This is a genomic window from Hydrogenophaga sp. RWCD_12, from assembly GCF_046604225.1.
Classification (GTDB): Bacteria; Pseudomonadota; Gammaproteobacteria; order Burkholderiales; family Burkholderiaceae_C; genus Hydrogenophaga.
Genome location: NZ_JBKIXC010000001.1, coordinates 730,808 through 745,576, shown reverse-complemented (window position 1 = coordinate 745,576; position 14,769 = coordinate 730,808). Strand labels below are relative to the sequence as shown.

The 14,769-nt window shown below is 64.6% G+C and carries 13 protein-coding genes and 2 tRNA genes; 2 read left to right on the top strand and 13 right to left on the bottom strand.

From position 1 onward, the window contains the following. Positions 1-82: 82 nt before the first annotated feature. The 11 genes from ACLIJ1_RS03555 to ACLIJ1_RS03505 all read right to left on the bottom strand — a co-directional run bounded on the left by ACLIJ1_RS03555 (position 83) and on the right by ACLIJ1_RS03505 (position 10,523). The gene (locus ACLIJ1_RS03555) at positions 83-1,369 is read right to left on the bottom strand and encodes a hypothetical protein (RefSeq protein WP_411364095.1); all 1,287 of its coding nucleotides are present in this window, start codon (positions 1,367-1,369) and stop codon (positions 83-85) included. Then, on the bottom strand, positions 1,366-1,845 hold the full coding sequence (locus tag ACLIJ1_RS03550) for a hypothetical protein (protein WP_411364094.1): 480 nt from the start codon (positions 1,843-1,845) through the stop codon (positions 1,366-1,368). Before ACLIJ1_RS03550 ends, ACLIJ1_RS03555 begins: the two co-directional genes overlap by 4 nt. Continuing rightward, positions 1,845-2,741, bottom strand: a complete 897-nt coding sequence (locus tag ACLIJ1_RS03545) for a type II secretion system protein (protein WP_411364093.1) — start codon at positions 2,739-2,741, stop codon at positions 1,845-1,847. The genes ACLIJ1_RS03550 and ACLIJ1_RS03545 overlap by 1 nt, the downstream gene beginning before the upstream one ends. Positions 2,742-2,770: 29 nt before the next feature. Beyond that, positions 2,771-3,580 carry a type II secretion system protein gene (locus ACLIJ1_RS03540; protein WP_411364092.1) on the bottom strand — a complete coding sequence of 270 codons (810 nt, stop codon included), beginning with the start codon at positions 3,578-3,580 and terminating at the stop codon, positions 2,771-2,773. A 149-nt stretch (positions 3,581-3,729) separates the two neighbouring features. Continuing rightward, positions 3,730-4,431, bottom strand: a complete 702-nt coding sequence (locus tag ACLIJ1_RS03535; protein WP_411364091.1) for a response regulator transcription factor — start codon at positions 4,429-4,431, stop codon at positions 3,730-3,732. 8 nt (positions 4,432-4,439) lie between these two features. Beyond that, a complete protein-coding gene (locus ACLIJ1_RS03530) occupies positions 4,440-6,371 on the bottom strand; it encodes a 7TM-DISM domain-containing protein (RefSeq protein WP_411364090.1) in 1,932 nt (643 codons plus the stop codon). A 323-nt stretch (positions 6,372-6,694) separates the two neighbouring features. Beyond that, a tRNA-His gene (locus tag ACLIJ1_RS03525) sits at positions 6,695-6,770 on the bottom strand. A 29-nt stretch (positions 6,771-6,799) separates the two neighbouring features. Continuing rightward, a complete protein-coding gene (locus ACLIJ1_RS03520) occupies positions 6,800-8,695 on the bottom strand; it encodes a SurA N-terminal domain-containing protein (protein ID WP_411364089.1) in 1,896 nt (631 codons plus the stop codon). An 84-nt stretch (positions 8,696-8,779) separates the two neighbouring features. Beyond that, positions 8,780-8,855: transfer RNA gene (locus ACLIJ1_RS03515), tRNA-Val, on the bottom strand. Between the two features lie 23 nt (positions 8,856-8,878). Further along, positions 8,879-9,151, bottom strand: coding sequence for an HU family DNA-binding protein (locus ACLIJ1_RS03510; RefSeq protein ID WP_066158910.1), 273 nt, complete (start codon positions 9,149-9,151; stop codon positions 8,879-8,881). 274 nt (positions 9,152-9,425) lie between these two features. Next, positions 9,426-10,523, bottom strand: coding sequence for a tartrate dehydrogenase (locus tag ACLIJ1_RS03505; RefSeq protein ID WP_411364088.1), 1,098 nt, complete (start codon positions 10,521-10,523; stop codon positions 9,426-9,428). 84 nt (positions 10,524-10,607) lie between these two features. Here ACLIJ1_RS03505 and ACLIJ1_RS03500 point away from each other — a divergent pair, with 84 nt between their 5' ends. After that, positions 10,608-11,603 (top strand): LysR family transcriptional regulator, encoded by a 996-nt coding sequence (locus ACLIJ1_RS03500; protein ID WP_411364087.1) that lies wholly within the window; start codon positions 10,608-10,610, stop codon positions 11,601-11,603. Here ACLIJ1_RS03500 and ACLIJ1_RS03495 read toward each other — a convergent pair. Then, positions 11,560-12,456, bottom strand: a complete 897-nt coding sequence (locus ACLIJ1_RS03495; protein WP_411364086.1) for a DMT family transporter — start codon at positions 12,454-12,456, stop codon at positions 11,560-11,562. The two genes, ACLIJ1_RS03500 and ACLIJ1_RS03495, sit on opposite strands and share 44 nt — an antisense overlap. Beyond that, positions 12,456-13,025, bottom strand: coding sequence for a CDP-diacylglycerol--glycerol-3-phosphate 3-phosphatidyltransferase (gene pgsA / locus ACLIJ1_RS03490; protein ID WP_411364085.1), 570 nt, complete (start codon positions 13,023-13,025; stop codon positions 12,456-12,458). Before pgsA ends, ACLIJ1_RS03495 begins: the two co-directional genes overlap by 1 nt. Positions 13,026-13,064: 39 nt before the next feature. Between pgsA and ACLIJ1_RS03485 the strand changes: the two genes are divergently transcribed. Continuing rightward, positions 13,065-14,756: an adenylate/guanylate cyclase domain-containing protein gene (locus ACLIJ1_RS03485; protein WP_411364084.1), complete on the top strand. Its 1,692-nt coding sequence runs from the start codon at positions 13,065-13,067 to the stop codon at positions 14,754-14,756. The last annotated feature ends 13 nt before the right edge of the window (positions 14,757-14,769 follow it).

Below are 14,769 nucleotides of genomic sequence, written 5' to 3'. Positions count from 1 at the left end.
GTGCTTGGTGTGTCAAAAGGCGGACTGAAGCCGCATGGGTGGTCGGTCGGCAATGGAGCGTCATCCATCGCCGGCCTCACGATCAGCTCTTCCCGCCGGGGGCCACAGGACGAAGGAAATAGGCAAAGGCGCCAGCCGTGCCGTCGCTGGGGGTTGTGGATTCGGCCTGCCAGCCCTGCGCGCGCAACTCGCCGAGGAACCGGCTGAGTTCGGTGCTGGACCCGTTGGCCACCACGCCGTCCACGCGGAACCGCGCCTTCGTCGACTGGTCGACCTTGGCCAGTTGCACCCGCTGCACGCGCACCGTGCTGCCGGCGGCGCGGCGCACCGTGGTCAGCATCCGGATCGGATCGTGCGTGGCGGCAAAGCCCAGCTGGCGGGCGAAGGCCAGATCGCCCCCCTCCACCGAGGCAGCCTGCGCCGCCGTGACCTTTTCGACCCGTGCACGCAATTGCCCGATTTCGCCCTGCAGGGAATCAATGGACACGCGCTCCCGGGCGATCATCTGCTCGGCATAGAGCGCAAAGGCACCGAGGCCCAGCGTGACCACCGCGACCAGTGCCATCAGAGGCATCACGTAGCGCTCGCTCAGCCAGGCCATCCGTTGAAGGAACGACGCGGTCAGGGATCGGGCATCCAGCGCGTCCAGCAGGCCGGGGAGTGCCGACACCGCCTTGCCGGTGCCGGCGCGGTACGACTCGTGCGCCAGCAGCTTGCCGTCGGTCGCACCTAGGGCGGCCAGCTGCGTCAGCAGATCCTGTTCGGTCGTGAGATCGTCCGCCAGGGCGGATCCCCAGCGCACCTCGTTCGACCCCTTCCATCCGCTGGCCCGCAACTGGGCCAGCACGGTCCGGACCGGCGCGACGAAATCGGTCGCATCGCTGCCCAGGGCAGCGGCGGTCGCGAAATGCAGGCGGTTGTCCGACTCGGCATAGGCGTGCAGGTTCTGGCCGATCCGCAGCAAACGGATCTTGTCGCCCACCCCTGCAGCCGCCAGCAGCGCCACGACGGGCACGATCAGGCAGTGGTCCGGCTGACGCGAGGACCAGGTCTCGAACTGCTGCCAGTCCTCCAGGGACACCGCGGTGTAGAGCGACTGGCTGCTGTCGGTGTGTCGCACCTGCTTGTGGACGAAAACCTTCAGGGGGCCTTCGACCGCACCTTCGTCGCGCACCGACTTTTCAATCTGGGCGGCGGCATATTCCGCCTTGCCCTTGGACGACTGCACGCCGACCTGCGCGTCGGTGAAATCGACCACCACGATCGCGGAACCCTTGAGGTCGGGCCACGGAGACACCGGGCGCAGCTCGCCTTGTGCAAGGCAAGACCAGCCCTGCGACGTGACCAGGAGGATCTGCTCAGCTTTCATTTGCCCACCAAGGGAAAGTAGAGAACACCGGCCATCTCGACATTGAAGCCGCGGTCGTCCGGCGTGGCCGGCGTGAACAGACCGGCGCCAGCAGAAGCCACCGACACATCGAAGTAGTCCGCAGCGAACCACTGGGCGCCATTGGCCCCGATTTGCTGCACCAGCAGGGTCTCCGCGTCCTTGCGCGGCAGCAGGGCCGCCGCGCGCTGGAGTTTGCGGTTGGCCCAGCGGGCCGGGTCGAAGCCCGCCTTGCCGATCATGACCTTGATGTCTTCACCGTCCCGGGCGTAGCGCTCGTGCTGCTCGATCGCGGGCAGCAGGCCCCGCAACTGGGTCAGCTCGGAGCGCGCCAGGGCCGCCTGGGACTGGGCCTGCCCCAGGCGCCCCAGCGCCTGCAGCGCATACCAGGTGGCCAGCGCCATCAGGCCGGTGACGATCGCCAGACCGATGAGACGCAGGCGTCGCGATCTGTCCATCACTGATCCATCGACCAGTGGGCCGTCAACAGGGTCACACGGTCTTCGTCATATTCACGACCGGTTGCAGTGGCGCCAGTGGGGTTGCCCGCGCCGATGGCCGTGTTGTCGCTGCTGGCGTGTCTGTTGCCAGCAATGTTGCTAGCCACCGTGTTGTTGGCTTCCCAAGCCGTACCAGGGGCGTTGGCCTCCGTGGTCTGCGTGTGGGCTGCGCGACCCTGGATGCGGAAGCGGCCTTCGCGCGAATCGGGCTTGCCATCGATCAACTGGTCAAGGTAGCGAGCCAGGTCGGGCGTCAGGCCACGCACCACCATCACGTTGCCGGCGCCGCTGGCCGTACCGGCAGGGTTCCACTGGAAGCAGACCTGCACTTCGGTGCTGTTGCCGTTGGTGTCCTGGTAGACATAACGATCTTCGTGGCCTTCACCGCGGCCCGGCGGCATGCGAACGCCGTGACGCGTCATCAGGGCGCGCAGGGTCTGGGTGGCCAGGCCTGCGTCGTTTCCACCCGTCTGTCCCTCGGCATAGCCCTGGCCCTCACAGACCTTCAGGCCGGTGGCGGTGAAATTTTCAGGGATGCCAGCCACTGCCTGGCGACCGGGACGCTGGCATGCATTGGTGCCGCTGATCGAGGTTTCGGAACCGTTCACCATGTAGGTCGGCGCCTGCTGGCAATCGCCCACCACGGTGCCCGTGCGCTGGTAATACTGGTCGTAGGTCATCTTCCACTGTTCGAGGAATTTGTTCGAGACCTTGGTGTATTCGGCGTTGCGCTGCACATCTTTACCGATGGCGATGGCGCCGATGATCAGGCCGATCACCGCCAGCACCAGCGCCAGCTCGATCAGCGTGAAGCCGCCCTGGCTGGCGCGGCGAGAGAACTTGGAATTTTTCATGGTCTGGATCTCCGGAGGATGGACAGCGCTTATTGGTTCATCTTGTAGACGGCCACAACCGTCGCGACTTGCGATTCATCGCGCTGCACGTTGTCGCCGGTTGCCGCGCTGCCCGGGAGGGAGTCGTCGCTGGTACGGTCCCACTGGACGCCCGGAGCGTTGGCTGCGCCGTTGCCAACCGCTTGTTGGCGGAATCGGCCTTCCCGCGCGTCCGGCTTGCCGTCGACCATCTGGTCCAGCATGCGCGCCAGCTCCGGCGTCAGACCGGAAATGATCATGACGTTGCCCGAACCCTCGGGCCGATCCGGCCGATTCCACTGGAAGCAGACCTGCACTTCCTGCGGGTTGCCGTTGCTGTCGAGGTACACGTAGCGGTCCTCGAAACCTTCGGCACGACCCGGCGGCATGCGAATGCCGGTCTGGGTCATCATCGTCCGGAGGTTGGTGGTCGATCCGGTCCGAACCGTCATGTTGGCACCCTCGGCCTTGTCGCAGGCACGACCCGGCTCGGTCGCGGAGGTCATGTCGCCACCGGAAATCGGTGCGCCAACGGCAGCGGTATAGGCCGCGCCATTGACCATCACGCGGGGTGCAACCTGGTTGTCGCCCACCACCACCCCAGTGCGCTGGTAGTACTGGTTGTAGGCCTGCTCCCACTGGTCGACGAACTTGTTCTTGATCTTGGTGTATTCGGCGTTGCGCTGAACGTCCTTGCCGATGGCCATGGCACCGATGATCAGACCGATCACGGCGAGCACAACCGCCAGTTCCACCAGCGTAAAACCAGACTGCTTTTGTCGACCACCGAGGGTGATGGGGCGACGGAAACCATATTTCATAAGCTTCTCCGTGACATTGATGCGGTATGCGAAGCCTAGAAACTACAACCGAAAGAAACTGTCACAAGCTGTCACGTTCAGATACAACTCACCGGAATCGCGGGTTATCCCCAAAAACTGCACACATGGCGCGCTGTGCATATGTGTGTTCAGGGCAACAGATGCAGGCTGGCAGTGAAGCGGTAGCCCCGTCCGCGCATCACCGCGATGGCATCGGGCGGCAGATCGCAGAGTTCAAGCTTGCGGCGCAAACGCCGCACCAGCGAAAACAGCGCGTTGTTGAAATCCACCTCCCGCTCACCTTCGGTCCAGAGCAAGGTGCACAGCGTGTCCATCTCCACCAGCACCCCCGGCGACATGGCAAGGGCGTGCAGTAGAGCGCCCTCCCGGGACGTCAGGCGCTGCTCCTGGCCGCTCAACCCTGTCAGCGTGCCGCGCTGGCGACTGAAAGAGACACTGCCCGGGCTGGATGGCGAAGCCGCCGTCCTGGCGCGCTGCACCACCGACCGCAGGACCAGCTCAACCTCTTCCATCTCGGCCGGTTTCAGCAGATAGGCGTCGGCCCCGGCCCGCCAGCCGGCCAGGCGGTCGGGCGGCGCGCCTCGTCCCGAGAGCAGCACGATGCCGATGCCCGGGTAGGTGCTGCGGAGCCACCGCGCGATGTCCACGCCCGACTCGTGTGGAAGACCCACATCCAGCAGCAGCACGTCCGGCAACCGGTCGACCAGTTGCTGCCGCAACGCCTGGCCATCGGCCACGGCCCGCACGCTCCAGCGACCGCTTTCCTCCAGGAAGTCGACCAGCGCTTCCCGAAGGTTGGTGAAATCCTCGCAGACCAGCACATTCCACATCGATGACCTCACTCCGGCACAAGCGGCAATTCAAGTTCGAAGCGCACCCGGGACGCTTCTGGCACAAGGCGTACATCGCCGCCCAGCGAAAGGGCCACTCCGCGCACCCAGTACAGCCCAAGGCCCGACCCTGAGTACTGGTGTGCATTCGGCGCCCGGTAGTACTTCTTGAACACTTTGTCGGGATCCGGCGCACCAGCCGGCCCCTCTTCATTGACCACCGCGATGACCAGCAGGTCCACGCCGGAGACGGGTTCCTTCCTGGACAGGCAGTGGCAATGGACCACCGATCCCGGCGGCGAGTACTTCAGCGCGTTGTCCAGCAGATTGCGAACCATCATCTCGATCAGGGAAAAGGCACCGACCACCCGCCGGGACGCTTCAGACTCGGCATTGGCCGGACGCCAATCCGCCTGCAGCCTGGTTTCCCCGTGCCAGCGCTCTGCCAGCGTCGCCTGCAGCTCCGCCAGGTTGCATACCTCGTGGGTGGGCACCTCGGCCGCGACCTCCCCGATTCGATGCTCCAGCTCGGTCACCGCCTGCACCTGCTGCAACACATCGCGCATCTGCCCCACCGACTGCCCAATGCGGTGAAGGTCGCGGCTGGTGCTGTCCTGCTGGGCGCCCGTGGCGGGAAGCCTGCGCTCCAGGGCACTCTGCGCCACCGCAATCACGGCCAGTGGCGAGCGCAGCTCATGCAGCAACATCCCCAGAAACCGGCCATCTTCTCTGCGCTGCCTTCGCTCAAGTTGCACCTGCTGGCGCGCGAGGGCCAGCTTCCTCTGGACGGAATGCCGCTCGATGGAAAGCCGCTCGCCCCGGCGAACCAGTGCCAGATGCAGCATGACGACGGTCAGCAGATTGATGGTGACACCGGGGTACAGATCCAGGTACCTGGGCTCCAGCCACCCCTGTTCGGTGGCGAGGGTCAGCAGGAGATACGTGCCGATGCAAACGGCATTGAGACGAAGCAGGCTCAGCAGGAACGCGTCGTCGCACCGGACCAGCGCCACACAGAGCACACAGATCACGATTGCCAACGGGTGCAGGAGCTCGTTGAGCCGGTGCGCGGCATCAAGGTGTCCGGTGAGGAGCACGAACACCTGCGCCGGCAGGAACAGCAGAAGCGAAGACAACAGCGCCAACAGCCAGCGAGGGACGCCGAACTGCTGGAAGAACAGCCGGTAGAACAGCGCACCGAAGAAGAACTGGACAAAACCGAGCCAGAGCGAGAGCTGGCTGGCCAACCCGGGACTTTCCGGAAAGAGAAACTGGCTGCCCAGGCCGAAATAGAACGCCATCGTGCCCAGGGTCGACAACTGAAAAAGGGCGTTGGCCGCCCAATACTGGTCCCGTTGCATGGCCGCCAGCAGCGCCGAAGCCCCTGCCAGCAGAAGCACAACACCGCAGTACAGCCCCATCAGGACCAGGGTGCGCGCGTTCTCAACGCTTTCGGCCCACGGGTCCAGCAGGCGGATGCGGATGTTGTGGGCGTGGCGGGTCTGGACCCGGGCATACGCCACTTCATTGGCAGCGAATTCATGCTCGACGGAAAAGGCAAGATCGCTGCGAGGCCTCTGCGAAAACGGAAACTGGTCGCCTTGCTGGAAGGCCCTCCACCCTGTCGAACTGCCCGGATCGCGCAGGTAGATCCGTACGTCGTCCAGATAGCTCGGCTGAACCACCAGCACGCGAACACCTTGCGCCTGCGGTGGCACCTCCACCCGGAACCAGCGGGCAGCAGAGGAAACGCCCAGCGAAACCTGTGCGGCAACAGGATCAAAGGCGCTCAGCGGCAACGCGGTGATGCCTTCGATCCCGGCCTTGCCAGTGGCGTCGCTGTACAGCGACAGGCGGGCCGGACTGTGCGCACCGTTGGCCCAACGCGACGCCTGCAGGTACATGACGAGCAGGCAAAGCAGCAGCAGAACGCCAAACATGAGTCGGCTGTTTGCAGTCCATCCAGTAAGCTGTTCTCCGTCCTCGGAGAGAGGTTGGGTCAGCGGAAATGACGTGCTGTCAGACTGCATGGACGGTGGACTTGTCGCGAATGGGGGACTTTTTCGCCCATTATCGTGAACAAGCGCACAGCGCAGTATCCGGGAGGATGCGGAGTGCAGACGCTTTGCTGAGCGCCGGTGCAGGCGCAAAGCGCCGAGGGAATACCGTGGCACCTCGTTGAGCGGCAGCGTCGACGCGCTCCAGCGAGCCCCAGAAACAAAAAAGCGCTGCGACTTTTGAAGCCGCAGCGCTTTGAATTATCTGGGGTGGCTGATGGGACTCGAACCCACGACAACAGGAATCACAATCCTGGACTCTACCAACTGAGCTACAGCCACCGCAAGCCAACGATTATAGCGCGCCCAAATCAGAGCTTGGGCTCAGCCACCAGGATTTTGACCTTGAAGCGCTGCTTGAGGGCTTCGTACTGGGCCTGCGCTTCCGCGTTGTTCCACCACTGCGAATACTGCTGAAGCTCCTGATTCTTCGGCGCGGGTACATTGCGGGGCAACACCTTTTCCACCTTCACGATGGCATAGCCTTGCTCACCCATGTCCACACCGGTCCAGGCCGGCAGTTGCTTGGGGTCGACACTCAGTGCTGCCTTGACCGCCTGGGCAGCCACGTTCTGCGGGTTGTCGCGCGAGACCACCACCGAAGCCGGCATGGCGCTGCTGTCGCTGCCCGACTTGAGAGCCTCCAGCCTCTTCGCGCCCTCTTCCTTGGCCAACTGGGCCGAGCGCTGAGCCACCAGGCGCGTGCGCACGCTGTCGCGCACTTCGGCCAGCGGCAGGGTGCGCGCGGGGGCATGGTTGACCACGCGCGCGGCTGTCATCTGTCCCGAGGCAGTCTCGACCGCTTCGGTGTTGCGTTTGCTCTGGATGGCTTCGGGTGCGAACACGGCACCCAGCAGGCGTTCGCTCGCGAGCACGCCAGAACCCGGCACGGGCTGGCGCAGCAGGCCCTTGGCAGTCTTGACTTCCAGCTTGAAGTGATCGGCAGCCGGTTTGAGGCTCTCGGCCTGCTCGTAGACCATGTTGCCGAAGGCGTCGGCACTTTCCGCGAAGCGCTTCTGCGCCTGCTGCTTCTTCAGGTCGGCCTCGATCTGCGGGCGCATCTCTTCGAAGGTCTTCTGCTTGGGCGCCTTGATGTCGGTCAGCTGGATGATGTGAAAGCCAAACTCGGTTTCGACCAGGTTCGAAATCTCGCCCTTCTTCAGGCCGAACACCACGTCTTCAAACGGCTTGACCATGGCGCCACGACCAAAGTAATCCAGATCGCCGCCCTTGGTGGCCGAGCCCGAATCCTGCGAGTTGGCCTTGGCCACGGCAGCGAAGGTGTCCGGCGACTTGCGCACCTGCTCCAGCAGGCCCTGCGCCTTGGCCTTGACCTTTTCGCGCTCGGCCGCTGGCATGTTGGCCGGAGCGTTCAGCAGGATGTGGCTGGCGCGGCGCTCTTCGTCGCCAGAGAGGCGCGAAACGTTTTCCTTGTAGTAAGCCTTCAGGTCGTCCTCGGGCAGAGCAATGGTCTTGGCCAGTTCCTTGGCGTCCAGCACCACGTATTCGATGTCGACCTGCTCGGGAGCCTGGAACATCGGCTGGTTGTCCTTGTAGAACTGCTCGATTTCTGCATCGGTCGGCGTGACCTTGGCAGCGAAGTCCTTGGCCACCACTGGCAGCACGCGGATCTCGCGGCGCTCGAAGAAGGCGTTGAGCGACACATTGGCCACCGACGGCGGTGCAAACCCGGTCGCTTGCGTGGCACCCAGCACCTGACGCAGCGAAAGATCCGAGCGCACGCGCGCTTCGAAGCCCTCGGGGGTCAGGCCCTGGCGGGAAAGCAACTGCTGGTAGCGCTCAACATCCAGCGAACCGTCGGCCTTGCGCAATGCGGCGATGTTCGGATCTTCCTGCAGTGCTCGGGCCAGGCGCTGGTCGCTGGTGTAGAGGTGTTCCTTCTGCACCGCCGTGGCCAGCACGCGGTCGCGCACGAGGCGTTCCAGCGTGGCGTACTTTGCCGCGTCGCTGTCGAGCATCTTGGGGTCGACGTTGGGCATCTGTTCGCGCAGGCGCTGCGATTCGGCCTTGTGTGCCTGGTCCCAGTCGGCCTTGCTGATGTCGTGTCCGTCTACCGTGGCCACGGTCTCACCCTTCTGGCCGAAGCTGGTGAAGCCCTGGATGCCGAACAGGACGAAGGACGGAATGATCAGGATCATCAGGAAGCCCATGAGGTACTTCTTGTGATTGCGAATGGAATCGAACATGCCTGGAATCCTGCAAATCAAACAAACGCCGACACGGGAATGTCGACAACAAAAAAGGCGAACCCGAGTTCGCCTTTTTGATGGTGGTGGGTGCTGACGGGGTCGAACCGCCGACCTACGCCTTGTAAGGGCGCCGCTCTACCGACTGAGCTAAGCACCCCACCGGAAACCCTGGGGTCCGCTTCAGTTCAGAGCGTCCTTGAGCGCCTTGCCCGGACGGAACTTCGGCACCTTGGCGGCCTTGATTTTAATCTCAGCGCCGGTGCGGGGATTGCGACCCTTGCGGGCGGGACGCTTGGTCACGGCAAACGAGCCAAAGCCCACCAGCGACACCGTACCGCCCTTCTTGAGCGTGGTGCGGATGGCGGTGATGGTGGAATCCAGAGCGCGGGTAGCAGCGGCCTTGGAGATGTCGGCGTGCTTGGCAATGTGCTCGACGAGTTCTGTTTTGTTCACAAAAAGCCCCTCTATATGAGATGAAAGTTCGTTGCTTCAGGCGGGCAGGTGACGTGGCGCCACCGGTTGCCGCTGCCTGCTGATTCTGGTCAGGTCACGCGTCGCATTGGTACGGGAAATCTCTCCATACATGCGCCTCTTCATTAGACCCACGGCGCTGCGCCACTGTCAATACAGCCGCAGCCAAAACGCCCAACGAGCGCCAGAACCGCGAGATTCTATGCGGTTTCGCGACGCACTCGTGACGAAAGGCATGTCACTTTCGCCACCTTGCTTACTGGTGCCGAACGCCCTCAGCGATGGCCTTGCCCAGGTCACTGGTGGTCGCCGTTCCACCCAGATCGGGCGTGCGCGGTGCACCACTGTCGGGCGCCAGACAGGCTTCGATCGCCCGCATGATCGCATCGTGTGCATCTCCATGGCCCAGGAAGTCCAGCATCATTGCGCCGCACCAGATCTGGCCGATCGGATTGGCAATGCCCTTGCCGGCAATGTCGGGCGCTGAACCATGCACCGGTTCGAACAGCGAAGGGTGTTGGCGCGTCGGGTTGAGGTTGGCACTGGGCGCGATGCCGATGGTGCCGGTGCAGGCCGGCCCAAGGTCGGACAGGATGTCACCGAACAGGTTGCTGCCCACCACCACGTCGAAGAAGTCGGGTCGCTGCACGAAATGCGCGGTGAGGATATCGATATGGAACTTGTCGACTTTCACATCCGGATACTCCTTCGCCATGGCCTCGACCCGCTCGTCCCAGTAAGGCATGGTGATGGCGATGCCGTTGGATTTGGTGGCGCTGGTCAGGTGCTTCTTCGGACGCGAGCGCGCAACCTCGAAGGCGTGGCGCAGCACGCGGTCGACGCCGATGCGCGACATCACCGTTTCCTGGACCACGATCTCGCGCTCGGTGCCGCCATACATGCGGCCACCGATGCTCGAGTACTCGCCCTCGGTGTTCTCGCGCACGATGACCATGTCGATCTCGCCGGGTTCGCGCGGGCTGCCGTCGCGCCGCACCACTGGCGCCCGCACGCCGGGCATCAGCCGCGCCGGGCGCACGTTGACGTACTGGTCGAACTCGCGGCGGAACATCAGCAGCGAGCCCCAGAGCGAGATGTGATCGGGCACCTTGTCGGGCCAGCCCACGGCGCCGAAGTAGATTGCGTCGTGTCCGCCGATCTGTTCTTTCCAGTCGTCGGGCAGCATCCTGCCGTGGCGCTCGTGGTAGTCGCAGCTGGAGAAGTCGAAGTGGTCGAACTGCAGGCCGATGCCGAACTTCGACGCAGCGGCTTCGAGAACGCGCAGGCCCTCGGGCATGACTTCGGTGCCGATGCCGTCGCCAGCGATGACTGCGATGCGGTGCGGTTTGCTCATGGGAAATCTCCTGTGGTTTGGACGAAAGCTTAGGGGAATTCAAAGCAATAATTCGTCCATTGATTGTTTCCACAGAGGAAAGAGTTGGACCGTCCCGATCTGGAACTGGTGCTCGCCGTGCAGCGCCACGGCAGCCTCGTCACGGCAGCGCGCGCGCTGCGGCTGGCGCCCTCGGTGGTCACCAAACGCCTGGCCGCGTTGGAAGCCCGACTGGGAGCCTGCCTGTTCCAGCGCACCACGCGGCGCGTCAGCCCGACCGCCGATGGCGAGGCCCTGTGCGAGCGCGCACAGGAGCTGTTGCGCGGGTTCGCGGCGGCAGAGGCCGAACTGCGCGAACGGCAAGCCGAGCCTTCTGGCCCGATCCGTCTGGCGGCCACCTTTGGCTTCGGGCGTCAGTGGCTGGGGCCGGCACTGGCGGATTTTCAGTCGCTGTATCCCAGGGTCAGCGTGCAGGTGCAGCTGACCGAGCAGTTGCCGGACCTGGTGGTCGACGGGCTGGACGGCGCCATCTGGCTCTGGAACGCGCCGCCGCAGCGCGCTGGTGAATGGGTCTCGCGCAAGCTGGCCGCCAACCAGCGCGTGCTGGTCGCTGCGCCGTCCTACCTGCGCCGACGTGGTGTCCCGGCGTCACTGGAAGAGCTGTCGGCGCACGACTGCCTGGTGGTGCGGGAAAACGGCGGCGGGCCGGACCAACGCTATGACCACTGGCGGCTGCGCCGCGAGGGCGAGGTCCATTGGCTGCATGTACCGGTGCGCGGTCCGCTGTCGAGCAACTCCGGGGAGCTGGTGCGCGACTGGTGTCTGGCCGGGCAGGGCATCATGTTGCGCAGTCTCTGGGACGTAGCATCACAACTGGAGAGCGGCGCGCTGCAACGGGTGCTGCCAGAACACTCGATGCCCGACGCCGATGTGCACTGGATTGCACCCTACCGCGCACAGGCGCCACGCCGCATCCGCTTGCTGGTGGACTTTCTGGCCGAGCGCTTCAAGGGCGAACCCTGGCGGCACCAGCAGATGAAGAAGACCGAGAAACGCGTCAGCGCGCCGGCCGCACCACCAGGCTCACGCCAAACGCGGTGAGTGCCGTGCCAGCAACGGTCACGGCCGTGATCGGCTCGGCAAACAGCAGCCAGGCGATCATCGCGGTGCAGGGCGGCACAAGGTACATCAGGCTGGTCACCGAGGCCGCCGCACCACGCTGGATCAGCATGTAGAGCAGCGAACTGCCGCCGAGTGTCAAACCGAGCACCGACCAGGCCATGGCGCCGGCCAGCTCGGCGTTCCACCGCATCGGCTCGGCCTCCAGCATCGCCAGTGGCAAGGTCACCAGCAGTGCCGCAACCAGTTGCACCGTGTTGGCGGTGCGCACATCGCAGGGCTGCACGAAGCGCTTCTGGTAGAGCGTGCCTGCGGTGATGGCGAACAGCGCCATCACCGCGAACGAAAGGTTGTGCCAGTTGGCCGAGTCCCCCGGCCCGCCCGCGCCAAACTTGCGCGACACCACCAGCACCAGGCCTGCGAAACCCAGCAGCAGTCCCAGCCACTGGCGGCGCGAGACATGCTGGCCGCCGACGCTGGTCAGCCAGATTGCGGTGAGGACCGGCTGGATGCCGACGATCAGCGAGGAGAGGCCTGAGCCCATGCCAGCCTTGACCGCAGCCCACACGCCGCCAAGGTAACCCGCGTGCATCAGCACACCAGTCACAGCCAGGTGCATGGCCTGCTTTCGGTTGGCTGGCCACTTGACGCCCGCCAGCACGATCCAGGGCAGAAAACAAAGGATGGAAAGCGCGTAACGCACCGCCAGGAAGGACATCGGCGGCGCGTGCGGCATGCCGTAGCGGGCGACGATGAAGCCCGTGCTCCAGATCAGCACGAACACCCACGGCATGGCGCGCAGCCACGCGTTGTCGTCAGGCCGGTCGCCGGTCATCAGCGCGCGCGGGCGCGGATCTCGGGCAGCGCCTTCTGCAGGTAATAGACCATTGACCACACGGTGAGCACCGCCGACGCCCAGATCAGCCAGGTGCCCCAGACATGCGTGTCGATCACGCCCAGCAGCTTGCCATTGAACAGCAGGAAGGGAATCGCCGTCATCTGCACCGAGGTCTTGACCTTGCCGATCATGTGCACCGCGACGCTCTTGGTCGCGCCGATGATGGCCATCCATTCGCGCAACGAGGAGATCGCGATCTCCCGCCCGATGATGATCAGCGCCACGAACACGTCGGCCCGCTTCAGGTGGACCAGCACCAGCAGACTGGCACAGACCAGGAACTTGTCGGCCACCGGATCGAGAAAGGCACCGAAGGCCGAGGTCTGGTTCAGACGCCGCGCCAGGAAGCCGTCGGCCCAGTCGGTCGCCGCGAACACCACGAACATCACCGTGGCAATCAGGTTCTGCTGGACCGTACTCACACCTTCCAGATAGAACACACCGATGATCAGGGGAATGGCGACGATGCGCGCCCAGGTCAGCAGGGTGGGAAGGTTGAAGAACATGGGCGAGATTATGGGGGCGGTTTTGTACACTGCCCTTCCATGACCCGACCCGATTCCGCACCCGGCCCGCGCGTGGGCCGCTTTACCCTGCGGTTCACGCTGGTTGCGGCATTCGCCGGCGTCACCTTGCTGGTCAGCCTGGTCATCGGCCTGGCAACCAGCCGCCTGGTGGGCGACTTCGTGCGCGACGAGTTCCGGCTGCGGCTGGCCGACCTGTCGTCGGTGGCCGCGACCCAGATCGACGTGGCCAAGCACCAGCGACTCCAGGACAAGGGCGATCAGGCCAGCCCGGACTACCGCGCCCTGCGCGACCGGCTGCGCGAGATCCGCGACAAGGGCACCGACATCCGCTTCATCTACACCACGCGCCAGTTGCCCGATGGTCAGGTGGTGTTCGTGGTCGATGCAGAAGAGAACCCGGCCGAGTTCAGCACGCTGGGCGACGTCTATCGGGATGTGAGCCCCGCATTGCTGCAAGCCTTCAAGGCAAAGCGAGGCGAGCACCCTTCGTTTGTGACCGATCGTTTCTACACCGATGCCTGGGGCACCTGGATGTCGGCCTACGCTCCGCTCTTCCTGCCGGACGGTCGGGTGGAGGCAGTACTGGGCATGGACATCTCGGCCGAGCGTGTGCTGTCCAAGGAGCGTCGCTACCAGATCGTGCTCTGGGGAGCTGGAGGCCTGGTCACGCTGCTGCTGATGCCGCTCGCGTATCTGATCGCACAGCGCATCCGGCGTCCGCTGTCGCGGCTGGAGGCCGACATGATGAAGGTGCGCCAGTTCAACCTGGAGAGCACACCCCCGATCCGCTCGCGCGTGATCGAGATCAACAGCATGGTTCAGCAGCTGGAGAGCATGCGCTCGGGGCTGCGCTCGTTCCAGAAATACGTGCCGGCCGAGCTGGTGCGGCGCCTGATTGCGCGCGGTGTCGATGCCGAGCCGGGCGGCGCGCAGCAGGCGCTGACGGTGTTCATGTCAGACATCGAAGGCTTCACCTCGCTCAGTGAGCGCGTGCCGCCGGACCAGCTGGTGCACCTGCTCAGCGAATACCTGACGACGGTTTCCGCTGCTTTGCTGCAGACCGGCGCGACCGTTGATCAGTATGTGGGCGACGCGGTGCTGGCGTTCTGGAATGCACCGGAACCCACGCCCGATCACGCGCAGCGCGCCTGCGAGGCCGCGCTCGCAGCCCAGACAGCGATTGCGGCACTGAATGCCGATTGGCAACGCCGCGGCCTGGGCATCAGCTTCCGGACCCGCATCGGGATCAATACGGGTGAGGCCATCGTCGGCAACATTGGTTCGGACGAGCGCATGAGCTACACCGCCATCGGCGACCAGGTGAACCTGGCCAGCCGACTCGAAGGCGCCAACAAGAACTACGGCACTTCGGTGCTGCTGTCCCAGCACACACGCGACGAGTTGCGGCCAGACACCTTCATCACACGGCGGGTGGATCAGCTGGTGCCGGTGGGCAAGTCGGTTCCTATCAAGGTCTACGAACTGGTGGGTCGCAAGGGTGAAGTGCCTGAAGCGCGCATGGCCGTGCTGACCGACTACGAGGCGGCCTTCACCGCCTACCAGCAGCGGGAATTCGCCGCCGCCATCGCGCTGCTGGAACAGCAGCCGCACGATCCGCCATCGAAGGTGCTGCTGAGCCGTTGCCGCCAATACCTCGACCAGCCACCGCCGCCCGCTTGGGACGGCAGCTTCCTGCTCACGAGCAAGTGATGCGCGCGCCAGC

Coding starts and splice junctions, on each gene's coding strand:
- ACLIJ1_RS03550 (WP_411364094.1), bottom strand. CDS start 1,845: ATGGACAGATCGCGACGCCTGCGTCTCATCGGTCTGGCGATCGTCACC.
- ACLIJ1_RS03495 (WP_411364086.1), bottom strand. CDS start 12,456: ATGACCGGCGACCGGCCTGACGACAACGCGTGGCTGCGCGCCATGCCG.
- pgsA (WP_411364085.1), bottom strand. CDS start 13,025: ATGTTCTTCAACCTTCCCACCCTGCTGACCTGGGCGCGCATCGTCGCC.
- ACLIJ1_RS03485 (WP_411364084.1), top strand. CDS start 13,065: ATGACCCGACCCGATTCCGCACCCGGCCCGCGCGTGGGCCGCTTTACC.
- ACLIJ1_RS03535 (WP_411364091.1), bottom strand. CDS start 4,431: ATGTGGAATGTGCTGGTCTGCGAGGATTTCACCAACCTTCGGGAAGCG.
- ACLIJ1_RS03530 (WP_411364090.1), bottom strand. CDS start 6,371: ATGTTTGGCGTTCTGCTGCTGCTTTGCCTGCTCGTCATGTACCTGCAG.
- ACLIJ1_RS03540 (WP_411364092.1), bottom strand. CDS start 3,580: ATGAAATATGGTTTCCGTCGCCCCATCACCCTCGGTGGTCGACAAAAG.
- ACLIJ1_RS03505 (WP_411364088.1), bottom strand. CDS start 10,523: ATGAGCAAACCGCACCGCATCGCAGTCATCGCTGGCGACGGCATCGGC.
- ACLIJ1_RS03520 (WP_411364089.1), bottom strand. CDS start 8,695: ATGTTCGATTCCATTCGCAATCACAAGAAGTACCTCATGGGCTTCCTG.
- ACLIJ1_RS03545 (WP_411364093.1), bottom strand. CDS start 2,741: ATGAAAAATTCCAAGTTCTCTCGCCGCGCCAGCCAGGGCGGCTTCACG.
- ACLIJ1_RS03555 (WP_411364095.1), bottom strand. CDS start 1,369: ATGAAAGCTGAGCAGATCCTCCTGGTCACGTCGCAGGGCTGGTCTTGC.